Origin of the sequence: Streptomyces sp. NPDC046900, from assembly GCF_040644975.1 — a bacterium.
Taxonomy (GTDB): domain Bacteria; phylum Actinomycetota; class Actinomycetes; order Streptomycetales; family Streptomycetaceae; genus Streptomyces.
Map to the genome: position 1 here is coordinate 165,391 of NZ_JBEYXD010000011.1, position 24,049 is coordinate 189,439.

The window sequence follows — 24,049 nt, forward strand, 5'->3', positions numbered from 1 at the left end:
ACATGGTGGCCACATAATCGATGCATCATGTTCCTGCATGTTCAGGACCCTGGGGGGTGGAGATTTGGCGACGAATCGGACTGAAGTTGCACATCCCCATCCGGTGACCGAGATGTGCGAGGAAGGGGGTCGCCTCTACGCGATTGCCCTCCGCACGGGACGGATCGCCCGCGCCGAGGTGGAGCCGGCTCCCTGCCTCATGGAGTTCGCGCTTCTCCACCCCGACCCCGACGACTCGGACTGGCTGCGCCCCGTCCCCGCGTCGGTGGCCCTGGCTCAGCGTCTCAATCCCATAGAGCGCGAGATCAGCGACCGCCGACGGCAGTCGATCGAACTCGCCGACGCGTTCCAGCCGTTCATGGCCCTGAGCGCGCACACGGGCTCCGCCGGCGACTCCCTCACCGTCCTGGAGGGCGGCGAACGCATCAACGCGGCGCTCAACCTGGCCACTTCACAGTGCCAGACCGAGGTGCTCACGATCCAGCCCAGCGACCGCTACACCGAACGCAGCCTGCTGCGCGGGCTGGAACGCGACCGGCCGCTGGTCGACCGCGGGGTGCGGATCCGGACCCTGTACCAGCACACGGCCAGGCACAACCCGGAGAAGCTGGCGTACGTCGCCCAGCTGGCCGCCGGCAAGGTGGAGTACCGCACCATCGACGAACTGGTCGAACGCCTCATCATCTGCGACGAGACCGTGGCCTTCATCCCCACCCGGGACGACCAGCAGGTCGCGCTGGAGCTGCGGCAGCCGGGACTCGTCCGCTATCTGATCAAGGTGTTCGAGTTCATGTGGGACCGGGCGGTCCCGCTGAGTGCGGGCGCCCCCTACGAAACCGCCGCCGGCGGCATCACGAACATCCAGCACTCCATCGCGAAACTCCTCGTGGAGGGCCACGTCGACGAGGCCATCGCCCGCCGGCTGGGCATGAACGTGCGCACCTGCCGCGCTCACATAGCCAAGCTGGCCACAGTCCTGGGCAGCGGCAGCAGGGCCCAACTCGGCTACCTCATAGCGCAGTCGGGGATCCTGAGCCGGGACGAACCGGGCGACGACCGGGCGCAGTGACGCGGCCGCACCCGCGCGACGGGTCGCGGGGACGCCAGGGCCGAACCGCACCGACCGGGGGCCCAGCGCGGAATCGGGAGCCCGCGGGCTCCGGCTCCGGCCCTGAGCCATGGATGCCGAAGTCGCTGCCGAGCGCGGCCGGTTCGGCATTAGCGGCCGCACGGGGGCACAACGCCTCGACCGGAGAGCGCAGTGCGGTCTTGCCATCATCCAACGTCTTGACCAGGGCGGGCAGATCGGCCTCACGGCGGTGTCGATACGTCACTACGACGCAACTCGGTCGGCCACGCGCCCCCGTGGGTCACTCTGCTTCTCGAGTCACCCCGAGGATCCCCGCAAGGAGGCATCGCCGCCGCAGTCGGCAGCGGGCGCCCGGCGCACCCCGTATCGCTCACAGATCGGCCGGAGATCCCGGAACGGCGGGAGCGGTGGCCGGGAGCAGCTCCGTCGCGCGCACGGGGCCGTCCAGGCCCGCCTGGGCGATACGGACCCCGAGCTGCGTCCGGCTCGCCGCTCCCAGGGTCTCCGAGAGCCGGGCGATGTGCGCGCGGCAGGTACGGACGCTGATGCCCAGGCGTTCGGCGACCACCGCGTCCTGGTGGCCCTCCGCGAGCAGCGCCGCGATGGAGCGCTCCCTGTGGGTGATGCCGTCGATGCCCGTCTCGGGGAGCGGCGAGGTGAGCGGGATCGCGAGGCGCCACAGGCGCTCGAAGACGGTCATCAGGTAGTCGACCAGCGCCGGATGGCGCAGTTCGAGCGCGATCGTGCGGTCCGCGTTCGCCGGGATGAAGGCGACCTTGCGGTCGAAGAGGATCAGGCGCTCGGGCACCTCGTCGAGGGTGCGCGCCTCGGCCGCGTCGCCCATCAGCTCCATGTAGTTGTGCAGGCCCTGGCCGTGCCGGGCGACATGCGTGTACAGGTCGCGCATGCGCACGCCCCTGCGGCGCATCGCCATGGCCCGGTGCAGGCCCTCGGAGAGCTCGTCCTCGCGGCGGATACCGCCCGGCTGCACCGTCAGCACCTCGGACGCGCACTGCTCCGTCGCCTCGTCCATGGCGGCGCGGATCCGCGACAGCCCGTCCAGGACCCTGATCGCCACGCCCTCCCCGGGACCCTGTTCGCGGCCGCCGAGCCCTCCGTACCACTCGACCGCGGCCACCGCGGTCCCGAGGCGCGCCTGACTCGCGCTGACCTCCTCGTACACGCCGCGCAGCAGCCGGGTCATGACCTCCTGCGGGGAGGTCGGCACCAGCCAGTCCATGTCGTCGGGGTCCGGGTGCAGCAGCGCGAGTTCCAGCAGGCAGGGCACCGGCTCGGCGTCCGCGCGGGGCAACCGGCCCCGGCGTACGGCCCGGGAGTACACGCGGTTGCCGGCCTCGCAGAGCCGGTCAGCGCCGTGCGGATGCGTCTCCGTCCCATCCCCGGCCATCTTCCACCCCTGGCTCCGACTCCTGGCTCCGGCGTCCTGAGCTGCTCAGCTCACCAGCGACGTCCTCGCGCGCGTCCGGACACGGCCGTTTGCACCGTGTCCGCACGCCTTCGCAGCGCAACTATGCGCGGAGCCGCCCGCCTCCGCAACACAGGTCCCTCACCGGAGCACCCAGGAATGACCTGATGTATCCCTGATCATCCGGGCCTCAGGAACTTTCACTGCAGCAAGCTGACGGAGTCGCGGCAGGCACCGCGCCGCGCGGTCGTGTGCGCTTCCGGAAACCACCGGGGGACCGGCGCGCCGAGTGAGGCACTCGGCGTCCGGGCATGGCAGACATGTTCGACGTTCACACGTTGGCCGACGCGTGGTGGGTGGCCGAGAGGACGGCGGGAGGACCGCCGGGAGCGGCGGTGGAGTTCACCCGGGCGATGTGAGAACGCCCGGACCGCCGGTGGGCGGACGCCGTCGCCCGCCCACCGCGTGGGTCACTTGATGCGGTTGGCGTCGCAGTACGCCTTGTACTTGGGGGTGCAGATCTCCTGGACGGTGTAGATGCTGTCCTGGAGCACCGTGTCCTTGATGTTGTCCTTGGTGAGCGCGACCACCGGCACCAGCATCGACGGGATCTGCTTCTGCGTCGGGCTGTCGACCTTGTCGCGGGTCAGCGCGTCGAACTCGATCGAGCGGCCCTGGACCTTGGACACCGCCATCTCCGCGGCGTTGTTGGCCTCTTCGGGGTACGACTTGTACACACTCATGTACTGCTCGCCCGAAAGGATCCGCTGCACCGCGTCCAGCGCCGCGTCCTGTCCGGTCACCGGCGGAATCTTGGTGGCGCCGGCCTCCTTCAGCGCGTCGATGATGGCGCCCGCCATGCCGTCGTTCGCGGAGTAGACACCAGCGATGTTGCTCAGCCCGATGGCCCGGATCGCCGCCTGCATGTTCGCCTTGGCGTTCTCCGGCTTCCAGTCCTTGGTGTCGTACGACTTGGCGAGGTTCACCTTGCCGGAGAGCTCGCTGAGCGCGCCCTTCTTGAACTGGGCCGCGTTCGGGTCGGTGGGCGAGCCGTTCATCATGATGATCTTGCTGTTGGAGGCGTTGGCGCCGAGCTTGTCGACGAGGGCGCGCCCCTGCACCTGGCCGACCAGCTCGTTGTCGAAGGAGATGTACGCGTCGATCGGGCCCTGCGCGAGCCGGTCGTAGGCGATGACCGGAATGCCCGCGTCCTTCGCCTTCTGCACACCGGGGGCGATGGCCTTGGCGTCCACCGCGTCCACCAGGAGCACGTCCACCTTGTCGGCGATCATCTGGTCGAGCTGCTGGTTCTGCTTGGCCGCGTCCGCGTCGGCGTTCTCGTAGACGACCTTGCCCTTGTTGTCGGTGAGGGAACGGACCTGCTCCTTGATGATGGGGTAGTCGAACTTGTCGTACCGGGGGTTCTCCTTCTCGGGCAGAAGGAGGCCCACTGTGATGTCGTTGCCCTTCTTAGGGGTCGCGGAGCTGCTGCCCCCGCCGACTCCGTCGATGACGCCGCATGCGGCGAGCGAGATGGCCGACGCCGCGGCGGCCAGAGCTATCGCGGTACGACGCACAGCGGTCCTACGGGTGGTACGAGCGTTCACATCAGAAGCCTTCCGGGCGTGGGAGCAGCGTTGCGACCCAGGTGGCTGAAAGCCAACGCGGGGACAGTATGCAACGTCAAGAACTACCGGTTAACGAGATGGCAACAGCACCCGGGTGGAAGTCAAGTGAAGACCAAGGCATAACGGTGCGAGGACGGTTCCCAAACCTCCGTGTGATGAAGATTTCGCCCGCCACCTGCGGGGATCCGGAAACCGACGAACCGTCAACTTGTTGACCACGGCGTGCGGTTCACCACCTCACTGCAAACGTGATCTACCTCACGTTCCGTCGGCCGGGTCACCGCCTGCCGCAGTCGCCGTGCGCCAGGAGGAGTCGAACCGCGCATCCCCCGGGCCACATACGGCAGTTCGCCATCAACAGCATGTTTCCGGGCAGATCGAAGAAGACGGACAACTGCCGCGCGATCGAAACGGAAGCCGGGAAGGCCGTGAGGACCTCGGCCTACGGCATCCGGGACCGGCTCCTGGCTCCGGCCTTCTGGCTCTTGCCGCACGCGAAGGGGCGGCACCGGAAGAGTTCCGGTGCCGCCCCTTCGGTATGACCTCAGTCGGTCTGCTGCTGCCGCTTGGGTCGCCACACCACCAGCGCGCTGGTCTGCTGCACCTCCTGGTACGGCACCAGGTCACGGCGGTACGAGGCGTGTACCGCGGCCTCGCGCTGGCGCATCGTCGCCGCCGCGCCGTCCAGCGCGGACTGGAGCTCGGCGACGCGGGCCTGGAGCGCGACGACCTGGTTCTCCAGTTCGATGATGCGCTTGATGCCGGCCAGGTTGATGCCCTCGTCCTGCGACAACTGCTGCACCTGACGGAGCAGTTCGATGTCGCGGGCCGAGTAGCGCCGGCCCCGGCCGGCCGTGCGGTCGGGGGACACGAGTCCCAGGCGGTCGTACTGGCGCAGCGTCTGCGGGTGCAGTCCGGAGAGCTGGGCCGCCACCGAGATGACGTAGACCGGGCTGTCCTCGGTCAGTTCGTACGGGTTGCGTCGACGGCCGTCCATCTCGTCATGCTCCCTTCGCCGCCTGGAACAGCTCCGCCCGCGGATCCTCGCCCGCGGTCGCCTCGCGATACGCCTCAAGCGCGTCACGAGCCTTCCCCGACAGGTCCTTCGGGACACTCACCTCGACGGTGACCAGCAGATCGCCGCGGGTGCCGTCCTTGCGGACCGCGCCCTTGCCACGGGCACGCATGGTGCGCCCGTTGGGCGTGCCCGGGGGCAGCTTCAGCGTCACCGGGGGCCCGCCGAGGGTGGGCACCCGGATGTCGGCGCCGAGCGCCGCCTCCGCGAACGTCACGGGCACGGTCACCGTCAGGTTGTCGCCCTTGCGGCCGAAGACGGGGTGCGCGTCCACGTGCACGACGACGTACAGATCGCCGGCCGGGCCGCCCCGCTCGCCGGGACCGCCCTTGCCGCGCAGCCGGATGCGCTGCCCGTCCGTGACGCCCGCCGGGATGCGGACCTGCATCGTCCGTGACGACTTCGCCCGGCCGCTGCCCTTGCACTCCAGGCAGGGGTGCTCGGCGATGAGTCCGCGGCCCTTGCAGTCCGGGCAGGGGTCGGTCAGCGAGAAGCCGCCGCCGGAGCCGCGCGCCACCTGGCCGGTGCCGACGCAGGTCGGGCACACACGCGGTGTGCCGTTCTTGTCGCCGGTTCCCGAACAGGCCTTGCACGGCGCCTGCGAGGACATGCGCAGCGGTACCGTCGCGCCGTCCACCGCCTCCATGAAGCTCAGCGTGACCTCGGACTCGATGTCCTGGCCGCGCCTCGGCTGCGTACGCGTGCCCGCGCCGCCGCCGCGGTTGAACAGGCCCCCGAAGACGTCACCGATGCCGCCGCCGAAATTCCCTCCGCCGGCGCTCCCCTGGCCGCCGAAGAGGTCGCCGAGGTCGAAGTTGAACGAGCCACCCGCTCCGGGACCGGGGCGGAAGCCGCCGTTCCCGAAGAGGGTGCGGGCCTCGTCGTACTCCTTGCGCTTCTTGGGGTCGCCGAGGACGTCGTTCGCCTCGGAGATCTCCTTGAAACGTTCCTCCGCCTTGGCGTTGCCCTTGTTGGCGTCCGGGTGGAACTCGCGGGCGAGCTTCCGGTACGCCTTCTTGATCTCGGCCTCAGTGGCGTCCTTGGGGACGCCGAGGACCTTGTAGTAGTCCTTCTCGATGAAGTCCTTGGTGCTCATCCCCGACGTCCCTCCTTCCCTACGCCGTATGGGTGTACGTCAGCCCTCGTCCGGGCCACCGCTCTCCTTGTCGTCGCCCGCCTCGTCCGTCTCCTCGGCCTTGACCGTCTGCGCCCCCGGCTGCGGCTCGGCGACGGCCACCCGCGCGGGGCGGATGGTGCGCTCGCCGAAGCGATACCCGGGCTGCAGAATCGCCACGCACGTCGTCTCCGTGACGTCCGGCGCGTACGAGTGCATCAGGGCCTCGTGGATCGTCGGGTCGAAGGGCTCGCCCTCCTTGCCGAACTGCTGCAGACCCATCTTCGCCGCGACGGTCTCCAGCGACTCGGCGACGGACTTGAATCCGCCGACGAGCTCGCCGTGGTCCCGCGCGCGGCCGATGTCGTCGAGCACCGGCAGGAGCTCGGTCAGGAGGTTCGCGATGGCGATCTCCTTGACCGTGATCCGGTCGCGCTCGACGCGGCGACGGTAGTTCTGGTACTCGGCCTGGAGGCGCTGGAGGTCCAGGGTGCGCTCGTTGAGCGCAGTGCGCACCTGGTCCAGCTGTGCCATCAGACCGGCGGTCTGGGCGTTCGCGTCCCCTGCCGGGGCCGCCGCCTCCTTCGGAGAGGAAGAGGCGGCCTGCGGCTCGGCGTCATCAGGGGTGGCGCCGGAGGGGACGTCGGGCTTCTCCTCGAAGCCCGGGGTCTCCTCCGTCACGCGGCACCGTCCTTACGGTCCTCGTCGACGATCTCGGCGTCGACGACATCGTCGTCGGCCTTCGCCTGGCCGGCACCGGCGTCACCGGCACCGCCCGCGGCCTGCGCGGCCTGGGCGTCGGCGTACATGGCCTGGCCGAGCTTCTGGGAGACGGCCGCGACCTTCTCCGTGGCGCTGCGGATCTCGGCCGTGTCCTCGCCCTTGAGCGTCTCCTTCAGCTCGGCGACGGCGGCCTCGACCTCGGTCTTGATCTCGCCCGGGACCTTGTCCTCGTTGTCCTTGAGGAACTTCTCCGTCTGGTAGACGAGCTGCTCGCCCTGGTTGCGGGTCTCGGCGGCCTCGCGGCGGCGGTGGTCCTCCTCCGCGTACTGCTCGGCCTCCTGGCGCATCCGGTCGACCTCGTCCTTCGGCAGCGAGGAGCCGCCGGTGACGGTCATCTTCTGCTCCTTGCCGGTGCCGAGGTCCTTCGCCGTGACATGCATGATGCCGTTGGCGTCGATGTCGAAGGACACCTCGATCTGCGGGACACCGCGCGGGGCCGGCGGCAGACCGGTCAGCTCGAACATGCCGAGCTTCTTGTTGTACGCCGCGATCTCACGCTCGCCCTGGTAGACCTGGATCTGCACGGACGGCTGGTTGTCCTCGGCCGTGGTGAAGATCTCGGACCGCTTGGTCGGGATCGTGGTGTTGCGCTCGATGAGCTTGGTCATGATGCCGCCCTTGGTCTCGATACCGAGGGACAGCGGGGTGACGTCGAGGAGCAGGACGTCCTTGACCTCGCCCTTGAGGACACCGGCCTGGAGCGAGGCGCCGATGGCGACGACCTCGTCCGGGTTCACGCCCTTGTTGGCCTCTTTGCCGCCGGTCAGCTCCTTGACGAGCTCGGCGACGGCGGGCATACGGGTGGAGCCACCCACGAGGACGACGTGGTCGATCTCACCGATGGAGATGCCGGCGTCCTTGATGACGTTGTGGAACGGCGTCTTGCAGCGCTCGAGCAGGTCGGCCGTCAGCTGCTGGAACTGAGCCCGGGTGAGCTTCTCGTCCAGGTGCAGCGGGCCCTCGGCGGACGCGGTGATGTACGGCAGGTTGATCGAGGTCTCGGTGGACGAGGACAGCTCGATCTTGGCCTTCTCCGCAGCCTCACGCAGGCGCTGGAGGGCCATCTTGTCCTTGCCGAGGTCGACGCCGTGGCCGGCGGCGAACTGCTTGACCAGGTAGTCGACGACGCGCTGGTCCCAGTCGTCACCACCGAGGTGGTTGTCACCGTTGGTGGCCTTCACCTCGACGACGCCGTCACCGATCTCCAGGAGGGACACGTCGAAGGTGCCGCCACCGAGGTCGAAGACGAGGATGGTCTGGTCGTCCTTGTCGAGGCCGTAGGCGAGGGCGGCCGCGGTCGGCTCGTTGACGATGCGCAGGACGTTGAGGCCCGCGATCTCACCGGCCTCCTTGGTGGCCTGCCGCTCGGAGTCGTTGAAGTAGGCCGGGACGGTGATGACCGCGTCGGTCACCTTCTCGCCCAGGTAGGCCTCCGCGTCCCGCTTCAGCTTCTGCAGGATGAACGCGGAGATCTGCTGCGGGTTGAAGTCCTTGCCGTCGAGCTGGATCTTCCAGTCCGTGCCCATGTGACGCTTCACGGAGCGGATGGTCCGGTCCACGTTGGTGACCGCCTGACGCTTGGCCACCTCTCCGACGAGCACCTCACCGTTCTTGGCGAAGGCGACGACGGACGGCGTGGTCCTGGCGCCCTCGGCGTTGGTGATGACGGTGGGCTCGCCGCCTTCCAGAACGCTGACGACGGAGTTAGTCGTGCCCAGGTCGATGCCGACCGCACGTGCCATTTCGATTCCTCCAGCTGACTTGAGTGGAACAGGCTCAAGGATGCACGAGGGATCGGTGCTGCGTCAACAGACCTGAGTCGAGCAGACTCAACTTTTGTCCGGGGCCGCCCGGCAACCAGGGAAACACCCTGCGTGGCGGCCCTCCGGGGACCACACCAAGGGCCCGGACACCGCGACCGGCAGGACCGCCCGCACGCACCGGGCCCCCGCGCCCTCAAGCGCTCGCGCCACCGCTGCCCAGCAGCAGGGCCAGCCGGCTCACCGCCCGGTCGATCTCGCGGGCGCAGTCGTACAGCACGTCGTGCGGCTGCGCCCAGGGGTCGGGGACGTCGTCCTCGGCGGCGGCGACCGGGGCGGTGGCACCTCTGCGGGCGGCCACGGCTGCCACCACTCCATCGAAACCACCCGCAACCCCGAGGTCTTCCCCGTCCATCATCCCGCCGGACACCGCCCACCGCCCCGCACCGCCCGCAGCACTGCCGGCCGCCGCGCGCAGGCCGTCCACGGCACCCATGGCGATGGAGCCGTCCACGGCGACCGCGGCATCCCGGGCCCGCGCGCCGTCCACTCCGCCGGCGGCGAGACGGACGAACTCCTTCAGCGTGAAGCAGCGGCGCATCGCCGACGGCGCGAGCCGCACGGCCGCCTCCCGGTGCTCGCGCGCGAGCCCGAGCACCAGAGCCGCCTCGGCGACGAGTAGCGCGGTGAGCGGGCGGGCCGAGAACCCGGATCCGTCCCCGCCCAGCCTCTCCAGCACGGCCCTCGTGGAGTTCTCCATACCGGGCCGGGGCCGCGCCTCGGTGCCCGCGCTCTCCGGCCGCACGGCCGACCCGGGCGGGAGCCGCGCGGCCAGCAACCGCTCGGCGAACACCGAGCGGTGCACGTTGCCCGTGCAGACGAACAGGACCCGGGTCATTTCTCACCCGTGCGCCGCGTCGCCGCGGGCGCGACGGCCTCCTCCCCGGGGGCAGACGCACGAGGTGCGGGCAGCTCGCCGTACCGCCCGTAGGCGCCGTAGCGGCCGTAGCCGTATCGCCCCCCCTTGGGAACAGGCGCCATGCTGAAGACCGTGCCGAGGACGCGGACGCCCACGCGCTCCAGCGACTGGGCGGCGGTGCGCACCTGGTCCCGGCTGGTCTTGGCCGCGCGGACGACGAGCAACGCCCCTTGAGCGAGCGAGGCGAGGCCGACGGTGTCGGCGACCGGCAGCAGCGGCGCGGTGTCGACGATCACGACCTCGTAGGTGCCGGCCAGCTCGCGCAGCACCTCCTCCATGCGTGCCGAGGCCAGCAGTTCCGTGGGGTTCGGCGGTACGGCGCCGGCGGCGAGCACGGAGAGCCGGCCGGCCTGCTGCATCACCTCCTCGATACGGGCCTGCCCGATGAGCACCGTGGTCAGACCGGCGTCCTGGACGAGGCCGAAGGCCGGGGCCACACACGGCCGGCGCAGGTCGCCGTCGACCAGACAGGTGGACACGCCCGCCTCGGCGAGCGACAGCGCGAGGTTCACGGCGGTGTTGGTCTTGCCCTCGCCCGGCACGGAACTCGTCACCACGATGATCCGGGGCGGGTCGTCGACCTGTGAGAACTGCAGGTTGGTGCGCAGCTTGCGGAAGGCCTCGGCGCGCCTCGAGTGCGCGTCCGCCGTGACGAGCGGCCGCTTGGGGGCGTTCCTGTCGTACGGGATCGTGCCGAGGCCGGGCAGTGCGGTGAACTCGCCGAGCGCCTCGCTCGCCTTGAACGTGGTGTCGAGCGTCTCGCGCAGGGCGACGATCCCGGCACCGAGCAGCAGGCCGCCGAGCACGCCCGCGGCCAGGTTCACCATGGGACGCGGCGAGACCGGAGCGGTGGGGGCCACGGCCTCCTGGGTGATGCCCAGGGAGACGGGAGAAGTGCTCGCAGCGGTGCGGCTCCTGACGGGCCGTTCGGAGGTCACCACACGCTTGGGCGTCTCCAGCCGCTCGACGACCGCACTGAATCGCGTCGCCACGGCGTTGGCGATGCGCGCCGCCCGCCGGGGAGCGGTGTCCCGCACGGTGATGTCGATGAGCACGGTGTTGAGCGGGGCGACGGCCGTGATCCGGGACGCGAGCTCCTCGGGCGTGGTGCGCAGCTGCAGCTTCCGCACGACGGACTCCGTCACCTGACGGGTCGTCACAATAGCGGCGTACGACTGTACTCTCGCCTGCGAGAAGCTCTGCCCCTGGTTGAGCTGGGTGGTGTCCTCGCCGGTGCGGGTCGCGACGAAGAGCTGGGTCCTGGCCTCATAGACCGGGGTGCTCAAGGCCGTTGCGGCGATCGCCGCCCCGATTGCGAGAACCAGACAGACCGCGACGGTCGGCCAGCGTCTGGCAAGGGCCTTCAGGAAACCGTGGAGATCCAAGCTGCACCCCTCAGAGAACTGACGAAATCAGTTGAAATGCCGTCTTACTTCCCGTTTCGCACCGCCGACGATAGGGACTCATGCACAGCGAAAGGGGGAGCCACCCCCGCACGGGCCCGTCGAACGCCCCTGTCGACGCACATCGCCGCGTCACCCCGTGGGTGCACCGCTTGGGCCATCGAGAAGCGAGCGCTACCCCATCCGGTCACTCCTGAGCGACGCCCCGTCAACCGATGTAGATATGTCCCATTTATTCGATGTATCTAGATCTTGATGACGGCCGACGCGCAGCCGCCTGGCCCGGACTGAAGTCGAGAAGAGCGAAGAAGGAGAGTGAACAAAATGACGACATCGCCCAGATGGCGGGTCGCGTTGGCATCGGCAGCATCGGTTGCCATGCTCGTCGCCGCACCGCTGGCAGGGGCGCAGGCCGCTCACGCGCAGCCGTACCCGCCGTCCTCGGCACTGGGCCTCGGCCTCACCACGGTGGCGCGGGGACAGCAGCTGCACTTCCACACCGCCGCGGGACTGTTCCGTTTCCGGCAGAGGGTCCTGGCGATCCTGGAGTCGACGCCGATCATCCTTGGCCGGTTCCATGCCCACCACGACGGATCGGTGTCCGGGACCGTGACCATCCCGAGGAGGGCCCCGGCCGGCTGGCACGTCTTCCGGCTCGCCGCGGACCATCCCGACATCAGCCTGGGCGCCACCATCTACGTCCTGGGCGGGACGGCGACCACCCCTCCGGGCGGGCACAACGCAACCGGCGGAGGACGCAACGGGTCCCGGGGGCGCGGCGCGACCGGCGGCACGGTGAACTACCGGCACCAGAACCAGCACGTGAACCAGAACCGCAGCAGCCTCGCGGCGACGGGCGACGACCAGGCCCTGGCACTCGGCGGCACCGCTGCGGCACTGCTCCTGGCGGGTGGTGGCACGCTCCTGGCCGTGCGTCGCCGCCACGGCTCATGACGGACAGTCGATGACGAAGCAAGGCATCCGTATGGCGGAAGCACGGCGTCCCGGCACCGGCCGGGACGCCGTCGCCATGCCCGGATCCGGCGGTTCCGGCGATCGGGCACCACACCGCCCTCGAGCGCTCAGGGTTGCTCTGCTGGCCGCTGCGCTGATCCCGCTGGCCTGCGCCGTCTGGATCGGCATCACCGGACTGTTCGCCCGCCAGGAACTCCTCGCCGCCCAGCGGGACCTCGACGCGCTGCGGCACTCGCTGTCGCCCAGAGCCGCCTCCGGCGCGGCGACCGCGTCCCCCTCGCAACGGCTGCGGCTGGTGCAGTCCGCCGCCGTCCACGCGGCTCGGGCGCGCCGTCTCACCTCCGGACCGGCCTGGGACGCGGCCGCCGAGGTCCCCTACTTCGGCAGCCCGGTCACCAGCATGAGTGGTACCGCCCATGCGGTGGACCGGCTGACCCGCAGGGTGCTGACCCCGCTGGTCGGTGTCCTTCCGGCGTCCGCCCCGGGCGGAAGCGGCGGCGGGATGGCCCAGGCCGTGGCGGCGCTGCAGCTCTACACGCCGTACCTCGCCCGGGCCGCGGACGTCACCGCCGGGGTACGGGCTCAGGTGGACGGCCTGCCTCACTCCACCTGGCTGCCCGAGGCCGACCGGGCCCGTGCCGATCTGAAACAGCAGCTCGACCATCTCGCCCCCGTGATGACCGACGTCTCCCTGGCCGCCCGTGTCCTGCCGCCCATGCTCGGCATGCAAGGGGAGAGACGTTACTTCCTCGCGTTCCAGAACCCGGCCGAGGCACGCGGCACCGGAGGTCTTCCGGGCGCCTTCGCCGTGCTGCGGGCCGACCGGGGCCGGCTGTCGTTCGAGCGGTTCGGCAGCACCGAGATGGCCAAGGTGAAGTCGGCCGTCGACCTCGGATCGGAATTCAAGGCCCAGTACCGGGCCAGCAACCCCACCACGGTGTGGGCCAACTCCAACATGAGCCCGCACTTCCCCTACGCGGCCCGCATCTGGGCAGCGGCTTGGCAGAAACACACCGGCGAAGACGTGGACGGGGCGATCGCCGTCGACCCGGTGGTGCTGAGCCGCCTCCTGCGGGTCACCGGCCCGGTCCGCACGGCCGGCGGCACCGAGCTCACCGCCGACAACGTGGTGGACCTCACCGAGAGGTCCGGCTACGCGGAGTACCACGACGTCATCAAGCGCAGGGACTTCTTCGTCGACGCGGCCCGTGTCGCTGCCGGCGGGGTGCTGGGGGCGCTCGACGACGCACGCCGGCTGCCCGCGCTGCTCGTCGCCGTGGACGACGTCCAGCGGGACGGACGGCTGAAGGTGTGGAGCGCCCACGAGGAAGAGCAGAGCCTCATCCAGTCCCGCCCTCTGGCGGGGACGCTCCCGGAGACCGCCGGCCCCTTCGCCGGACTGGTGGTGAACAACAAGGCCGGCGGCAAGTTGGACTACTACCTCGACCGGAGCCTGGTCTGGGAAGCGGGCGGCTGCGCCGCCGGCGGCCGTCCGGTGACGGTGACCGTGACCCTGGCCAACCGGGCGCCGACCGCAGGTCTGCCCGCCTTCGTCACGATGAGGTCCGACTACCCGCTCTACCGCACCCGGCCCGGGGACAACCGGCTCCTGGTCTCCTACTACGCCGGGGTCGGAGCCACCTTGAGCAGTGCCACCCTGGACGGCCGGCCCGCGCTGCTCGCGCCGGGCATCGAGCGCGGCCACTCGGTCTTCACGCTGGACCTGGAGCTGCCGGCCGGCTCGCAGCGCACCCTCGTGCTCCACTTGCGGGAGCCGAGCGCCGAGGGCACCCCCACCCTGCTGCGGCAGCCGCTGGTGACACCGCTGCGGGCCACGTTGAAGCCGGGAGTCGGCTGCTATGTCTGAGCGCGTACGCCGTGCGACGGCCGAGCGCGTGCGCCCCGGGACGGCGCGGCCTGTGCGCCGCGCCGCGGCAGCCGTGCTCGCCTCCGTGCTGCTGCTCGCGTTCCGTCCCGCGGGGGACCGCACCCCCGGCGTCGCGGCGAACCCGGCTGTCAGTGGGCGGCATGCCTCCGCCCACCGGGTCGAGCGATTGCGGGTCAAGGTGCTCGAGGTCCTGCCGCACGACCGGCGCGCGTTCACCGAGGGACTGGAGATGGCCGGCGGCACCCTCTACGAGGGCACCGGTCTGGCGGGCGGGTCCTCGGTGCAGGCAGGCCCTCCCGGCAAACCGCCCAAGGCCCGGGTGAAGCTCCCCTCCCCCTTGTTCGGGGAGGGGATCACCGTGCTGGGCCGGACCCTGTGGCAGCTCACCTGGCGTGACGGGATCGCCATCGAGCGGGACGCCACGACGCTCAAGGAGCTGCGCCGCGTCCCGTATCCGGACGAGGGCTGGGGCATGTGCCTCCAGCGGGGGACACAGCGGCTGATCACCAGCGACGGCTCGGCGCGCCTGACGTTCCGCAGCCCTGGCAGGCTCGCGAGGACGGGCGCCGTCACGGTGACGGAGTCGGGGCGGCCGGTCACCGAGCTGAACGAGCTGGAGTGCGTCGGCTCCACCGTGTACGCGAATGTGCTGCCCACCGACCGGATCGTGCGCATCGATCCCGCCACCGGCGCGGTGACGGCGACCATCGACGCCTCGGGCCTCATGTCCGGTGAGGACCTAGCCCCCGGGGCCGTACTGAACGGCATCGCGGCCGTCCCCGGAACGGATCAGTTCCTCGTCACCGGGAAGTTCTGGCCCAGAATGTTCCGTGTCGAGTTCGTTCCGGCCTGATCCCGCGGACGGGCCGGACCAGCGGCCGAGCCGGAACCGGCGCCGGCCCCACAGCGACGCAGATCACCGCTTGCGCCACTACAGTGCGGCGGGATAAGTGGGTAGTCTCAAACGGACTGCATAAGTTACCGCTTAGTAATCGCATCTTCGGAGTACACGGACGTACAACGGAGGTGACCCCCCTCGCAGGCCCGAGGAGCCCCCAAATGCAACTCGCCGCGATCATCGTGTCGCTGGTCCTGGCTGTGGTCGGCGTGGCGTTGTTCGCCCGAGCCATCGGCCAGATCTACCGCTTCGTGCGGCTCGGACAGAACGTGCCCGCCGGCACCCGCACCAACGACCCCAAGCAGCGCACCGTCACCGTGGTCAAGGAGTTCCTCGGCCACACCCGTATGAACCGCTGGGGCATCGTCGGCGTCGCGCACTGGTTCGTGGCGGTGGGCTTCTTCACCCTGGTCCTGACCCTGGTCAACGCCTTCGGCCAGCTCTTCCAGGCCGACTGGTACATCCCCGTCATCGGCGACTGGCCGCCGTACGAGGTCTTCACCGAGCTCGTGGGCCTGCTCACCACGCTCGGCATCCTGACGCTCATCGCGATCCGCCAGCTGTCGCGGCCGGGCCGCCCGGGCCGCAAGTCCCGCTTCGCGGGCTCCAACACCGGGCAGGCGTACTTCGTCGAGGCCGTCATCCTCATCATCGGCCTGGCGATCCTCACGCTGCGCGGCCTGGAGGGTGCCCTCCACCACGTGACGGGCTACGAGGCGTCGTACCTGATCTCGTACCCGCTGGTCGCGGCCTTCAAGGGCCTGAGCGTGGGCACGCTGCAGAACGTGGTCTACCTGGTCGCGATGATCAAGATCGCGACGTCCTTCATCTGGATGATCACCGTCTCGCTGAAGACGGACATGGGCGTGGCCTGGCACCGCTTCCTCGCCTTCCCCAACATCTGGTTCAAGCGGGAGAGCGACGGCGGTACGGCCCTCGGCGCCCTCCAGCCGATGACGAGCGGCGGCAAGCCGATCGACTTCACCGACCCGGGCGAGGACGACGTCTTCGGCGTCTCCCAGGTCGAGCAGTTCTCCTGGAAGGGTCTGCTGGACTTCTCCACCTGCACCGAGTGCGGCCGCTGCCAGTCGCAGTGCCCGGCCTGGAACACGGGCAAGCCGCTCTCCCCCAAGCTCCTGATCATGTCCCTGAGGGACCACGCCCACGCCAAGGCTCCGTACCTGCTGGCCGGCGGCGGCAAGACCATGGAGGGCGAGGAGAAGGCGTCCGCCGAGCAGCTCAAGGACGTTCCGGCCGCCGCCCTCGCCGAGGCCGAGCGCCCGATGATCGGCACCGCCGAGGAGAACGGCGTCATCGACCCGGACGTGCTGTGGTCCTGCACCACCTGCGGTGCGTGCGTGGAGCAGTGCCCGGTGGACATCGAGCACGTCGACCACATCGTCGACATGCGCCGCTACCAGGTCATGATCGAGTCCTCGTTCCCGTCCGAGGCGGGCACGATGCTCAAGAACCTGGAGAAGAAGGGGAACCCCTGGGGACTGGCCAAGAAGCAGCGCCTGGAGTGGACCAAGGAGGTCGACTTCGAGGTGCCGGTCGTGGGCCAGGACATCGAGGACCTGTCCGAGGTCGAGTACCTGTACTGGGTCGGCTGCGCGGGCGCCCTCGAGGACCGCGCCAAGAAGACCACGAAGGCGTTCGCCGAGCTCCTCCACATCGCGGGCGTCAAGTTCGCGATCATGGGCGGCGACGAGAAGTGCACCGGTGACTCCGCCCGCCGCCTCGGCAACGAGCCCCTGTTCCAGGAACTCGGCATGGAGAACGTGGCCGCGCTGAACATGGCCTTCGGTGAGGACGACGAGGACCCGGCGACGAAGAAGCCGCGGTCGGCCAAGAAGATCGTCGCGACCTGCCCCCACTGCCTCAACACGATCGGCAACGAGTACCCGCAGATCGGCGGCGACTACGAGGTCGTCCACCACACCCAGCTGCTCCAGCATCTGGTGGACGAGGGCAAGCTGATCCCGGTCACCCCGGTCGAGGGCATCATCACCTACCACGACCCGTGCTACCTGGGCCGCCACAACAAGATCTACACGCCACCGCGCGAGATCATCGGCAAGGTCCCGGGCCTGCGCAACGAGGAGATGCACCGCCACAAGGAGCGCGGCTTCTGCTGCGGCGCCGGCGGCGCCCGGATGTGGATGGAGGAGCGGATCGGCAAGCGCATCAACAACGAGCGCGTGGACGAGGCCCTCTCCCTGAACCCGGACATCGTCTCCACGGCCTGCCCGTTCTGCCTGGTCATGCTGACCGACTCGGTCAACGGCAAGAAGAACGAAGGCAAGGCCAAGGAGTCCATTCAGGTCGTGGACGTGGCCCAGCTGCTGCTGGACTCCGTCAGGACGCCGGTCGACCCGGCGGGCGAGGCGGAGACGGAGAGCGAGCCGGAGCCGCAGCCGGTGAAGTAGCCGGCGCTCGAACAACGGCCGAGGGGCCGAGGTCGCAGTACGCGACCTCGGCCCCTCGGCCGTTCACGGCCGGCGCCGCTGCACCGGGCTCCACCAGGGCTCTTCGGCGATGTCCGCAGGCCTGTAGGCCGTAGGTGTGTTCTTCTCCTGGTGGGCGGTACGCCGCCCACGCCGCTCTGTCCTGTGCTGCCAGCATGACTGCCTGTCGTGATCATGAATCGCTGCCGCCTCAGCGGTCGGCCAGGAACGCGGTGAGGCTGAATGCCGATGGCCCGGAGAGCCGGCCCCGATGACTCCCGTATCCGGGTGATGACTGTCATCGCGAGAATGAACGTCGGCGGTCCGGCCCTCCTGGTCGCCACGCTGATGCGCGGGATCGACAATGAACGGTTCGACCACCGGCTGTACGCGGGGTTCGTGGGCCCGGACGAGGCCGACTACGTCGACCAGCGGGCTCCGGACGTTCCGGTCTGCAGGGTGCCCACCCTCGGCCGCGCCGTGCGGCCCACCGACGAGCTGCGGGCGCTGACCGCGCTGACGGCGGCCATGCGTCGGTTCCGACCGCACATCGTGCATACGCACACCGCCAAGGCAGGGGCACTGGGACGTGTGGCGGCCGTGCTCGCGCGAGTGCCCGCGTGTGTGCACACGTTTCACGGCCACCTCCTACAGGGTTACTTCTCACCGGCGAAGACCCGGATCGTCGTACAGGCCGAGCGTGGTCTGGCAGCCGTCACCGACCGGCTCGTGGCAGTGGGTTGCACCGTGCGCGATGACCTCCTGGCCGCCGGCATCGGCCGGCCCCGGCAGTACGTCGTAATGCCGCCCGGGACCACGTCGGCCGTGCCTCCCCCACGCTCGGAGGCACGCAGGCAGCTCGGCCTCCCGCAGGACGGCCTAGTCGTGGCTTACGTCGGACGGCTGACGAGGATCAAGCGGCCCGACCGATTCCTGTCGGTGGCCCGGGAAGTGCGCCGGACCGTGCCGACCGCTCGGTTCCTGGTGTGCGGGGACGGAGACCTGCATGACGACCTGGAACGCGCCGCCGGTCTAGGTGACTCGCTTCACCTGCTGGGCTGGCGCGCCGACGTCGAGACCGTGTACGCGGCCGCGGACCTGGTGCTGCTGACGTCGGACAACGAAGGCATGCCGGTCAGTCTCATCGAGGCGGGCCTTGCCGGTGTGCCGACCGTGGCGACGAACGTGGGCAGCGTGTCGGAGGTGGTGCAGGACGGGCAGACCGGCCTGCTGGCTCCCCCCGACGCCCAGGAACTCACCCGTCACGCCATCAGGCTGCTCAGCGACGACGGGCTCCGTTCACGCATGGGGCAGCAGGCCCGCGCGTGGACGGCGCGGAAGTTCGGGGCGGAGCGCCTGGTCCAGGACACCCATGACCTCTATGCCTCCATCGCTGTGGAACGCGGCTGGTGGCCCTCAGCCCTACCGAAAGGTGTCAACCGTTGAACGTCGTAGTGACCGGCGGCGCCGGGTTCATCGGAGCGAACCTCTGCCGCGAGCTTGCCTCCAGCCCCTCCGTCGGCAAGGTCGTCGCCCTGGACGACCTGAGCACCGGTTCGGCGGCCAATCTGGCAGGCACGGACGTGGAGTTGGTCGAGGGCAGCATCCTCGACCAGGCCCTGCTCGAAGACGTGGTGGACAGCGCCGACGCCGTGGTCCACCTGGCCGCCCGGCCGTCCGTACCGCGCTCCCTGGCGGATCCGTTCGCCAGCCATGACGTCAACGCCACCGGCACCGTGCGCGTGCTCGAGGCGTGCCGCCGCCGTCACACCCACCTCGTCGCCGCGTCGTCGTCCTCGGTGTACGGCTCGGTCACCGACCTGCCCAAGCACGAGGACCTGCCGACCCGTCCGCTCAGCCCCTACGCCGCCAGCAAACTCGCGACCGAGTCCTATGTGCTCTCCTACGGACCGGCCTTCGGTCTGCCGGCGCTCGTGTTCCGCTTCTTCAACGTCTACGGCCCGCTGCAGCCCGCCGGGCACGCGTACGCAGCGGTCGTTCCGTCGTTCATCGATGCGGCGCTGCGCGGTCACCCGCTCACGGTCTTCGGGGACGGCCACCAGACCCGCGACTTCACCTACGTCGGAACGGTCGTCCGGGTGCTCGCCGACGCCGTCCTGCGGAAGGTCACCTGCGCGAGCCCCGTCAACCTGGCCTTCGGTACCCGGGTCAGCGTCCTGGAACTGGCCCATCACCTCGCCAAAGCAATGGAGTTGGCAGTGGAGATCCGCCACGAGGCACCGCGCCCCGGTGATGTGCGGGACTCCCAGGCCGACGACGGGGTGCTCCGCGGTCTCTTCGCGGGTCTCCAGGCGGTTCCCCTGGAGCAGGGTCTGGCCGAGACCGTCCGGTGGTTCCGCTCCCTGCCCGCTTACGCCTGACAGCGGCAGAGGCAGAAGCAGCCACTGGGCTCCGCGCAACAGGCTGAGGAAACGGGTCGCGGTCCTTGATAGCGGCCCGTTTCGCGGTCAGGACCGCGATGTTCGCCGCGTCGGGTGCGCACACCGCGGCGAACCGCGGTGCGCGAGCAGCAGAAAAGCGACCGGGACCCGCCACGGCCGCGCAGCCGGCACATGGCGGGCACCGGCCGGCTCGGACCGGGGCAGCCCCTCGTCAGAGGATCTCGACCCTCTCTCCCCGGCATCGATTGCGGGTGTCGAGCACGTATGCCCCGGCACGCTCGACGAGCGCGTAGTCGAAGGCGTCGTGGTCGGTCGCCACAACGACCACGTCGGCCGCCCGGATCTCCGCCTCGTTGAATTCCACCCGGGTGATGTCCAGCGGAACGAGATACGCGTCGGTGTGCGGCTCGGACACCACCAGCCGGGCACCGAGGGCGAGCAGCGACCGGGCGAGGACGAGCGCCGGCGACTCACGGATGTCACCGGTGTTCTTCTTGTAGGCGAGGCCGAGTTGGAGTACCCGCGACCCCTTGACCGACTTGCCGCGTTCGTTCAGCCCGCGGGTGATCCGCCGGACGACGTGGTCCGGCATGTGGTCGTTGATCTCGTTGGCCAACGAGATGAACCGGAGATCCCGCTTCAGCAACCTCTTGACCTGCCAGAACAGATAGGAGGGATCCACCGGCAGACAGTGCCCGCCCACGCCCGGGCCGGGCCTGAACGGCATGAAGCCGAACGGCTTGGTGCTGGCGGCGTCCACGGCCTCCCAGATGTCGGCACCCAACTGCCTTGACACCATGGCCATTTCGTTGACCAGCGCGATGTTGACATGACGGTAGGTGTTCTCGAGCAGCTTGGTCAGCTCGGCGGTCCGACAGGAACTCACGGACACGGTGCGCTCCACGATGTCGCCGTAGAAACGCTCGACGCGGCTCAGCGACGCGGCGTCGATTCCGGAGATCACCTTGGGGGTGTTCTCCAGGTGCCAGTCGGGATTGCCGGGGTCGATGCGCTCGGGGCTGTAGCCCAGGTGGAAGTGGTCGCCCGCCGTCAGCCCGCTGCCCGCCTCCAGCAGCGGACGCAGCAGGCTCTCGGTCGTCCCGGGATACGTGGTGGACTCCAGGACCACGGTGGCGCCGGGGGTGAGGTGCGGGGCGACGCTCCGTCCGGCACACTCCACGAAGCTCAGGTCGGGTACGCCCTCACGCAGCGGCGTCGGCACGGTGATGACGCACACGTCGAAACCGTCGATGTACTTGTACTCGGTCGTGGCGTGGAAACGGCCGCTGTCGGCCGCGGCCACGAGACGTGCGTCGTCGACGCCTTCGATGTAGGAGTCGCAAGCACCCAGGCGCTTCACACGCAATTCGTCCGTGTCCACGCCGACGACCGAATAGCCCACTTCGACGGCACGCACGGCCAGGGGAAGGCCTACGTAGCCCAGGCCCACCACAATCAGCTTGCCCTTGTCGACATCACTTCTCTGACGCACGGTCACCACTCCGTTGCTGTAGAGGAATCGGCATACGCCGGCCTTCATTCACGCATGTATGACGGCCCTTTCGAGGTCCTGTGGAATGTGTCCGCCCCGCATCACCCTGTTTCCGTAACGAAACAGACGCGCCGAAGGGACCGACGTTCACCTGGGAGGTTTCAACTTCCGCTATTCATCGCATATGTGAACGTCGGCTCGGCGATCGATCGAGCTGTGTCGGACCCCAGTCTCCACCCCCGAAACCGGAGTGAAGCCGCACATGGATCGCAGTTCGAAGTACCTGGTCACGGGTGGAGCCGGCTTCATCGGCTCCCATCTCGTGGACGCATTGCTAGCCAACGGACACAACGTGGTGGTCCTCGACGACCTCACCACCGGACGGCAGGAGAACCTCGCCAAGGCCCAGAACAACCCGCGTTTCCGGTTCTTCCGCGGATCGGTCCTGGACGCGTCGCTCGTCGACGAACTCGTAGAGGAAAGCGATGCGGTCATCCATCTGGCCGCCGCCGTCGGGGTCAAACTGATCGTCGAGCACCCGCTGGAGTCGTTCGTCACGAACACAAAAGGCACCGAGAACGTCATCGAGTCGACGCAGCGGCACGGGCGCAGGATTCTGATCGCCAGCACCTCGGAAATCTACGGAAAGAATTCGTCCGGACCGCTCAACGAGACCTCCGACCGCATCCTGGGAAGTCCGTCCGTGGCCCGGTGGTCCTACAGCACGGCCAAGGCGGTGGACGAGATCATGGCCGTCCTCTACCACCGGGAGCGCGGACTGCGGTCGACGGTCGTCCGGTTCTTCAACACCGTGGGGCCCCGCCAGAGCCCGGCGTACGGGATGGTCATCCCGCGGTTCGCCCGGCAGGCGGTGCGCGGGGAGCCCCTCACCATCCATGCGGACGGCCGGCAGAGGCGCTGCTTCCTGCACGTCCACGACGCCGTCGCGGCACTGCTGCTCCTGCTGGAGCACCCGGGGGCGGAGGGAGAGACCTTCAACATCGGCGCGGACGACGAGATCAGCATCCGTGAGCTGGCCGACCGGATCATCGCTCAGGCCGGAAGCGTCTCCCGGCTGGAGCACCTGTCGTACGCCGACGCGTACGGCCCGGGCTTCGAGGACATGGAACGACGCGTCCCCGACACCGGCAAGCTCCGTGCCCTGACGGGCTGGCAGCCCCTGCGCACACTCGCCGACGTCCTCGCGGACGCGGTCGCGGACGCCCGGGCCGATTGGCGCGGCGGCCGGCCGCTGCGGGTGCCGAGCACCCCGGAGCAACGTCTCCCGCTGACCTGCGGGCCCGTTGCCGAGACCGCTCTGGCAGGACGGTGACAGGCATGAGCACAGCGCTCGCGACGACGGGCGCGGGCCTCGCGGCCCTGCTGCTCGGCCTGCTGCTGACGGAGCCCCTGAGACGATTCGCCCTGCGTCATGGGATCACCGACCGTCCCAGCGCCCGCAAGGCGCACACCTCGCCGACGCCCTACCTCGGTGGTGTCGCCATCGCGACCGCCACTCTGGCGGCGACCGCGGTCGCCGCACTCGCCACCGACGTCTTCGACCCGGTTCTCGGGGCCCTGCTCGGCGGTTCCGCGCTCATGTGCGTCCTCGGACTCGTCGACGATCTGCGCCAGCTCAGCCCACGGCTGCGGCTGTGCGTCGAGACGTCGGCCGCCGCGGTGGTCGTACTGGCAGGGGGGCATCCCACCATCCTCGGCGGCAGGATCGACGTGGTGCTCGCCGTCGTATGGATCGTCTTCGTGACCAACGCGTTCAATCTGCTCGACAACATGGACGGTGCGGCGTCGTCAGTGGGCGTCGTCATCGGCGGATTCCTCTGCCTGGCCGCCCTGGCCGACGGCTCGGTCGGCCAGGGCGTGGTGATGGCGGCCCTTGCCGGGTCCTGCCTCGGCTTCCTCTTTCACAACAGGCATCCGGCACGGATCTTTCTGGGCGACGCCGGCTCGCTCTTCCTCGGCTTCACGCTGGCCTCCGCGATGATGGTGGTGCACGACGACGTCGAGGGCCTTTCCGGGCCCGCCGTCCTTCTGCTCACCACCCTCGTCCCGACCTTGGACACCACCCTGGTGATGGTGTCGCGCTATCGGGAGTCGAGGCCCCTGCTGCAGGGTGGCACGGACCATGTCGCCCACCGGCTTCGGCGCATGGGCTTGACGGTACGTCAGGTCGTGCGATTCCTGAGTGCGTTCGCGGTGGCGAGCTGCCTGTCGGCAACTCTGGTGGCTCGCGGGTGGCTCCCTCCCGGAGTCGCGCTCGTCATCGCCTGTCTGGTGGGGGCCGGGGCGGTGCGGCTGCTGCTCAACGTCCCTGCCACGGCACCGGCTTCACCGGTCGCAGAGGTCCCGGTCGGGACTTCGGCGGCCGACGGACCCCGTATGGCCCCGCCGTTGAGACCTGCTGGCAGATTCGGACGCCGTCACCGGCCACTCCGGCCGACGGCGGTGCCTCATTCGCGGGGAGCCCGGAAGGCCACCACGCTGTCCCCGACCGCGGGCAGCCCGGCGGGGCCGCAGTGACTCCCTAGGCGCTGCGGCGCCGCCGTCCGGTTCGGACAAAGGTCCCGCGCCCCCGCGCGGGACCGACCCGAGCGTCGATGTGCGTCTCCGGATGCCTGTCCCGGGGCAACTCGACGGCCGTGAGGACATCCGTGACGTGGGCCACCTGCAC

18 protein-coding genes are annotated in these 24,049 nt (G+C 69.6%); 9 read left to right on the forward strand and 9 right to left on the reverse strand.

Annotated features, from left to right (window positions below; all coding sequences use genetic code 11):
- The first annotated feature begins 37 nt into the window (after positions 1 to 37).
- Positions 38 to 1,069: a helix-turn-helix transcriptional regulator gene (locus ABZ904_RS14325; RefSeq protein ID WP_359395607.1), complete on the forward strand. Its 1,032-nt coding sequence runs from the start codon at positions 38 to 40 to the stop codon at positions 1,067 to 1,069.
- Between the two features lie 391 nt (positions 1,070 to 1,460).
- On the opposite strand, the gene ABZ904_RS14330 is transcribed toward ABZ904_RS14325, so the two are convergent.
- The 8 genes from ABZ904_RS14330 to ABZ904_RS14365 form a co-directional block, all read right to left on the reverse strand.
- Positions 1,461 to 2,498 (reverse strand): LuxR C-terminal-related transcriptional regulator, encoded by a 1,038-nt coding sequence (locus ABZ904_RS14330; RefSeq protein WP_359395604.1) that lies wholly within the window; start codon positions 2,496 to 2,498, stop codon positions 1,461 to 1,463.
- A 488-nt stretch (positions 2,499 to 2,986) separates the two neighbouring features.
- On the reverse strand, positions 2,987 to 4,123 hold the full coding sequence (locus ABZ904_RS14335; protein ID WP_361823280.1) for a substrate-binding domain-containing protein: 1,137 nt from the start codon (positions 4,121 to 4,123) through the stop codon (positions 2,987 to 2,989).
- A 565-nt stretch (positions 4,124 to 4,688) separates the two neighbouring features.
- Positions 4,689 to 5,141 (reverse strand): helix-turn-helix domain-containing protein, encoded by a 453-nt coding sequence (locus ABZ904_RS14340; RefSeq protein ID WP_359409229.1) that lies wholly within the window; start codon positions 5,139 to 5,141, stop codon positions 4,689 to 4,691.
- Positions 5,142 to 5,145: 4 nt separating this feature from the next.
- Entirely contained in the window at positions 5,146 to 6,315 is a 1,170-nt protein-coding gene (gene dnaJ, locus ABZ904_RS14345) for a molecular chaperone DnaJ (RefSeq protein ID WP_359409227.1), read from the reverse strand.
- 39 nt (positions 6,316 to 6,354) lie between these two features.
- A complete protein-coding gene (grpE, locus tag ABZ904_RS14350) occupies positions 6,355 to 7,014 on the reverse strand; it encodes a nucleotide exchange factor GrpE (protein ID WP_359409225.1) in 660 nt (219 codons plus the stop codon).
- Positions 7,011 to 8,858: a molecular chaperone DnaK gene (gene dnaK, locus ABZ904_RS14355; protein ID WP_359409223.1), complete on the reverse strand. Its 1,848-nt coding sequence runs from the start codon at positions 8,856 to 8,858 to the stop codon at positions 7,011 to 7,013. Before dnaK ends, grpE begins: the two co-directional genes overlap by 4 nt.
- Before the next feature lie 214 nt (positions 8,859 to 9,072).
- Entirely contained in the window at positions 9,073 to 9,774 is a 702-nt protein-coding gene (locus ABZ904_RS14360) for a low molecular weight phosphatase family protein (RefSeq protein WP_361823285.1), read from the reverse strand.
- A complete protein-coding gene (locus tag ABZ904_RS14365) occupies positions 9,771 to 11,240 on the reverse strand; it encodes a polysaccharide biosynthesis tyrosine autokinase (RefSeq protein WP_361823288.1) in 1,470 nt (489 codons plus the stop codon). Before ABZ904_RS14365 ends, ABZ904_RS14360 begins: the two co-directional genes overlap by 4 nt.
- Before the next feature lie 396 nt (positions 11,241 to 11,636).
- Here ABZ904_RS14365 and ABZ904_RS14370 point away from each other — a divergent pair, with 396 nt between their 5' ends.
- The 6 genes from ABZ904_RS14370 (at position 11,637) to ABZ904_RS14395 (ending at position 19,847) form a co-directional block, all read left to right on the forward strand.
- Positions 11,637 to 12,212, forward strand: coding sequence for an LPXTG cell wall anchor domain-containing protein (locus ABZ904_RS14370; protein ID WP_361823291.1), 576 nt, complete (start codon positions 11,637 to 11,639; stop codon positions 12,210 to 12,212).
- Positions 12,213 to 12,222: 10 nt separating this feature from the next.
- The gene (locus ABZ904_RS14375; RefSeq protein WP_359409215.1) at positions 12,223 to 14,100 is read left to right on the forward strand and encodes a DUF4012 domain-containing protein; all 1,878 of its coding nucleotides are present in this window, start codon (positions 12,223 to 12,225) and stop codon (positions 14,098 to 14,100) included.
- On the forward strand, positions 14,093 to 14,974 hold the full coding sequence (locus tag ABZ904_RS14380; protein WP_361823294.1) for a glutaminyl-peptide cyclotransferase: 882 nt from the start codon (positions 14,093 to 14,095) through the stop codon (positions 14,972 to 14,974). The genes ABZ904_RS14375 and ABZ904_RS14380 overlap by 8 nt, the downstream gene beginning before the upstream one ends.
- A 206-nt stretch (positions 14,975 to 15,180) precedes the next feature.
- Positions 15,181 to 17,448 carry a (Fe-S)-binding protein gene (locus tag ABZ904_RS14385; RefSeq protein ID WP_359409211.1) on the forward strand — a complete coding sequence of 756 codons (2,268 nt, stop codon included), beginning with the start codon at positions 15,181 to 15,183 and terminating at the stop codon, positions 17,446 to 17,448.
- Positions 17,449 to 17,775: 327 nt separating this feature from the next.
- Positions 17,776 to 18,912 carry a glycosyltransferase gene (locus ABZ904_RS14390; RefSeq protein ID WP_361823297.1) on the forward strand — a complete coding sequence of 379 codons (1,137 nt, stop codon included), beginning with the start codon at positions 17,776 to 17,778 and terminating at the stop codon, positions 18,910 to 18,912.
- Entirely contained in the window at positions 18,909 to 19,847 is a 939-nt protein-coding gene (locus ABZ904_RS14395; RefSeq protein WP_361823300.1) for an NAD-dependent epimerase/dehydratase family protein, read from the forward strand. The genes ABZ904_RS14390 and ABZ904_RS14395 overlap by 4 nt, the downstream gene beginning before the upstream one ends.
- Positions 19,848 to 20,079: 232 nt before the next feature.
- Here ABZ904_RS14395 and ABZ904_RS14400 read toward each other — a convergent pair whose 3' ends face one another.
- Positions 20,080 to 21,360 carry a nucleotide sugar dehydrogenase gene (locus ABZ904_RS14400; RefSeq protein WP_361823304.1) on the reverse strand — a complete coding sequence of 427 codons (1,281 nt, stop codon included), beginning with the start codon at positions 21,358 to 21,360 and terminating at the stop codon, positions 20,080 to 20,082.
- Between the two features lie 262 nt (positions 21,361 to 21,622).
- Between ABZ904_RS14400 and ABZ904_RS14405 the strand changes: the two genes are divergently transcribed.
- Both ABZ904_RS14405 and ABZ904_RS14410 read left to right on the forward strand, forming a co-directional pair.
- On the forward strand, positions 21,623 to 22,693 hold the full coding sequence (locus ABZ904_RS14405; protein WP_361823307.1) for an NAD-dependent epimerase/dehydratase family protein: 1,071 nt from the start codon (positions 21,623 to 21,625) through the stop codon (positions 22,691 to 22,693).
- Positions 22,694 to 22,698: 5 nt separating this feature from the next.
- Complete coding sequence (locus ABZ904_RS14410) at positions 22,699 to 23,898, forward strand: MraY family glycosyltransferase (RefSeq protein WP_361823310.1); 1,200 nt, start codon at positions 22,699 to 22,701, stop codon at positions 23,896 to 23,898.
- Positions 23,899 to 24,049 lie beyond the last annotated feature (151 nt).

Bases quoted from the DNA above. Each gene is read 5' to 3' on its own strand.
- ABZ904_RS14410 (WP_361823310.1), top strand. From the start codon at position 22,699: ATGAGCACAGCGCTCGCGACGACGGGCGCGGGCCTCGCGGCCCTGCTG.
- ABZ904_RS14360 (WP_361823285.1), bottom strand. From the start codon at position 9,774: ATGACCCGGGTCCTGTTCGTCTGCACGGGCAACGTGCACCGCTCGGTG.
- ABZ904_RS14340 (WP_359409229.1), bottom strand. From the start codon at position 5,141: ATGGACGGCCGTCGACGCAACCCGTACGAACTGACCGAGGACAGCCCG.
- ABZ904_RS14405 (WP_361823307.1), top strand. From the start codon at position 21,623: ATGGATCGCAGTTCGAAGTACCTGGTCACGGGTGGAGCCGGCTTCATC.
- ABZ904_RS14390 (WP_361823297.1), top strand. From the start codon at position 17,776: ATGAACGTCGGCGGTCCGGCCCTCCTGGTCGCCACGCTGATGCGCGGG.
- ABZ904_RS14385 (WP_359409211.1), top strand. From the start codon at position 15,181: ATGCAACTCGCCGCGATCATCGTGTCGCTGGTCCTGGCTGTGGTCGGC.
- ABZ904_RS14330 (WP_359395604.1), bottom strand. From the start codon at position 2,498: ATGGCCGGGGATGGGACGGAGACGCATCCGCACGGCGCTGACCGGCTC.
- ABZ904_RS14370 (WP_361823291.1), top strand. From the start codon at position 11,637: ATGCTCGTCGCCGCACCGCTGGCAGGGGCGCAGGCCGCTCACGCGCAG.
- ABZ904_RS14375 (WP_359409215.1), top strand. From the start codon at position 12,223: ATGACGAAGCAAGGCATCCGTATGGCGGAAGCACGGCGTCCCGGCACC.
- dnaJ (WP_359409227.1), bottom strand. From the start codon at position 6,315: ATGAGCACCAAGGACTTCATCGAGAAGGACTACTACAAGGTCCTCGGC.
- dnaK (WP_359409223.1), bottom strand. From the start codon at position 8,858: ATGGCACGTGCGGTCGGCATCGACCTGGGCACGACTAACTCCGTCGTC.
- ABZ904_RS14380 (WP_361823294.1), top strand. From the start codon at position 14,093: ATGTCTGAGCGCGTACGCCGTGCGACGGCCGAGCGCGTGCGCCCCGGG.
- ABZ904_RS14325 (WP_359395607.1), top strand. From the start codon at position 38: ATGTTCAGGACCCTGGGGGGTGGAGATTTGGCGACGAATCGGACTGAA.